Source organism: Klebsiella sp. M041, assembly GCF_059759695.1.
On the sequence record NZ_JCAXWU010000049.1, the window covers coordinates 1 to 3,352 of the forward strand.

Here is a 3,352-nt window from a genome sequence, read left to right on the forward strand (position 1 = left end):
GCTGGATCGCACGCGAGCTCGGTATCAGCAAGAATACCGTCGCTGACATCGTGCAACGACACAGAGCTAACGCTTAGGGTGTCATTTCGCCCTCAGCCGGAACCGACCCCTGGCTGTTTCTCCGTCAGTGTGAATTTCGTCTTCGTATCGCCTGACGGTTCGGCCTGCCCGGAGTCGTTCTGGTCAGCAAGGGCGCGCAGCGTGCCATTTACCCTTGCTGTCCAGGTTGTGACGGGGGACGATTACCGGAAGCTGATACGCAGGAGAAAGGCATCACAGGAGAAAATGACGATGTGCACACCCGGACTTACCGCCCCTTTAGCTGCACGGGTGAAACTGCCCTTCAGCGTCCGGGAGGACGGGTAAAAAAAGCACTGACGACGTCAGTGCTGCCTTTGTGACATGCGGTGTTACACTGCCTCTGCCGGTCAGTTCGCCCTTCCTGAAACCGGGGGCGGTTTGTTTTCGGGGACGTTCTGACCGGCTATCCCCCCATCACTTGCAGAAATTTCACCGCCCCTTATACTGTATGCATATACAGTATAAAGAGGTAAATCTGATGCCACGACGCTATGAAATTGACGCTGCCTGGCGTGCGGCCATCACCCGCGAACAGGATGGCCGTCAGACCGTCACGACCGCTGCCTTTGTCCGGGAGCTGCACAAGTTCAACTGGCATTGGACGCCCCGCCAGGCTAACCAGTGGATAGAAACGTATGTGACGGTATTCCGGGACGTCTCCCCCAGTGAGGGAGAAAACCGGACGTTCCAGCTGTTTAACCCGAACGGAGGGCGCTGATATGGGGTTTCCATCACCGGCAATGGATTACCAGGAAAGCCGCCTCTCGCTGGACAGCTATTGTAAAACCGGGCGTCCGGGCGTGTTCCTGTTCCGCAGCGACTGCACTTCGTTCCGGGAGGGCATCAGGCAGGACTCGCTGCTGATTGTAGATTTTGGCGGTACGCCGGTTGATGGTTCTCTGGTGCTATGTGTCCTGGAAGAACAATTCAGGCTTATGCGGTTACGGTTGTACCCTACACGGTGTCTCCAGGAACTCGATAAGCTGGATCAAATCCGGGCGTTGCCAGAAGACGACGAGGAAGGGCTGGAGATCAGGGGAGTAATTACGCACATTGTTACCGATGCGAGATCAGGGGAGTTTCTGGATTTACCGGTGATATAGAAACGCAGAAGCACATAAAAAAGTACATAAATAATATTATTTATGTACTTTTTTTATATTTATATAACATCAAAATTTGGAAGCACTACCCACGCCTGATTAAACAATTCCCTCGCAGCTCGATACCAGTTTTCTAAAAATTCCATGGCCACAATCTGGATATCCAGCAACGCCGTATCAAAATATGCTTCGTTCAGACAGCAAACACGTAGGTTGTATCCCAATCCCCAAATGCCCCCTACAACCCCAAGGAGCACAGGGAGCACTGTGAGCACAGAGAGAACAGTGAGCACAGGGAGCACCGGAATCTATTCATAAAGTAATTAATATCATATACATAGACCAACAACATGTAATATATATTACATGTAAACATTAATAATGTAATATTCATTACCTATATAACGTTAATCTCCCTGCCGACCACAATAAAAACAGCAGTCACAAAAACAAACAAGTCATTGATTTAGCTATATTTTTTCAGTAAATTACATTTATCAGATGGAAGGAGAAAAACATGTCAGAAAGAAGTAAAAGAGCAGGAAAACGAAATCAGTCAGAAAGACGTTCAGAACTTATAAAGGCATTGTGGGGAAGCGAGGAAGTACCAACCTGGCACAGGCTAGAAAACGATGGATTCTCTACAGTACCGCGTTATTTACCTTTGATTGGTGTTCTAATGGACAGCTTATCAAAAGGATCACCACTATCGACAACGTACTTAGCCTTGTGGTTTAGGGTTTCAGATGAAGGACTAATAGAAATAAGAGATAAAACAGTGTTGGCCTATGAGTCAGGGTTTGCCAGTGATCGAGGAGTCACTACATGGACAGGAAGAATGAGGAAGTTAAAGGAATTGGGTTTCATTTCCACAAGAGAAGGTAGCACTGGTGAGTTTCATAACGTACTGATTATTCACCCATTATATGTAGTTAAAAAGCTTTTGGAGGATGGGGTTATCACTAAGGGAAGAACCTATAACATCCTGGCGGAACGAGTTGTTGAGATTAAGGCCTCATGGGGGGAATAAATGAATGGCTAAAGCGGTCGATGGGTTGCAAACGTTTAAAGATCTCGATCTGAAAGATTTGAGGAATCTAGACGTCGATGAACGTAATGAGCTTGTTGATGAGATTGATGCCGGTAGTAGTCTTGATGAAGCTCTTGCATTGCTTGAGGTTCATATGGGGTTTAGCGCTGAAGATATGTCAGAGATCGTTAAAACCACTCCTATCGGAGATATTCACATCTTGCGAGATAAGCTTTCACACATTGTCGAAAAGCGAGCAGATGCGCGCGAACGTTACGTAAAATTTGCGCTTGATACGCTCGTTAACCCCTATGAGATTTGGGAGACCATGTATGATGACGGTATGGTGCGGTATATATTCATTGGCACATATAAGCAAAAGCAACAAATGCTGGTTATTGTTGCGCCATGGGATGGAAAAGTTCTCTGGAACTTCATGCACACAGAAGCGAAGGGTCTTAACAAGCATCGTAGAGGGATTTTGCTATACAGCAGATAACAAAAAGCCGCAATGGTGGACATCGCGGCTAAATAATGTTGTCTTTTTATATTTACCACCTCAGACAATGGTGGGAGGTCTCACCCAAGCACAGAATTAAGGGCTTCTATGGGGTTCCTACGCCAGCTATTGCACCCTAATGCAGCTGGTTTCGCGCTCACCTTCAATCTACATCACGTTGACGCTACCGTCAATTGTTTTACACATTTCCACAGATACCTCAACTGGACACTCAGGCAATTATGTCCAGTTATCGCGCACTTATCCCCGTTTCTGTGGATAATCAACACCTGCTATCGACCACAGCTGAACGGCACACAACATGTACAGTGTCCCGCCTGTGTCTGTTCCCTCCCCTGCCCTGTTTCGCCTGAAAACAGCGATGCCCCCCTAGACGTACCGGCACCGTAAAAAAAATGTCCACCACGCTGATACGTAGATCGACATTTTTCCATGTCGCCGCCAAGCAGGGATAATTTCATCAAAAACGGCTGTATTTAACATATTGTACCTTTTGCGCACCACGTGTGTAATGGCTCAATAGTAATGTCCGCCTGTGGCTCAATTCAGATGTCCGCGCTATGGTAAGCTTCACTGGTCCGTTTAAACTACCGGGAGGCATATCATGAGCGCAGAAAG

4 protein-coding genes are annotated in these 3,352 nt (G+C 47.3%); all 4 read left to right on the forward strand.

Going from position 1 to position 3,352, the window contains the following annotated elements; translation table 11 throughout:
* The first annotated feature begins 559 nt into the window (after positions 1–559).
* On the forward strand, positions 560–799 hold the full coding sequence (locus AC6CWS_RS26350; protein WP_032637398.1) for a hypothetical protein: 240 nt from the start codon (positions 560–562) through the stop codon (positions 797–799).
* Position 800: 1 nt separating this feature from the next.
* A complete protein-coding gene (locus AC6CWS_RS26355) occupies positions 801–1,184 on the forward strand; it encodes a HumD family translesion DNA polymerase (RefSeq protein WP_032637338.1) in 384 nt (127 codons plus the stop codon).
* Between the two features lie 517 nt (positions 1,185–1,701).
* Positions 1,702–2,214 carry a hypothetical protein gene (locus AC6CWS_RS26360; protein WP_032637334.1) on the forward strand — a complete coding sequence of 171 codons (513 nt, stop codon included), beginning with the start codon at positions 1,702–1,704 and terminating at the stop codon, positions 2,212–2,214.
* 4 nt (positions 2,215–2,218) lie between these two features.
* Positions 2,219–2,713: a PBECR2 nuclease fold domain-containing protein gene (locus tag AC6CWS_RS26365; protein ID WP_032637331.1), complete on the forward strand. Its 495-nt coding sequence runs from the start codon at positions 2,219–2,221 to the stop codon at positions 2,711–2,713.
* Positions 2,714–3,352: the final 639 nt, after the last annotated feature.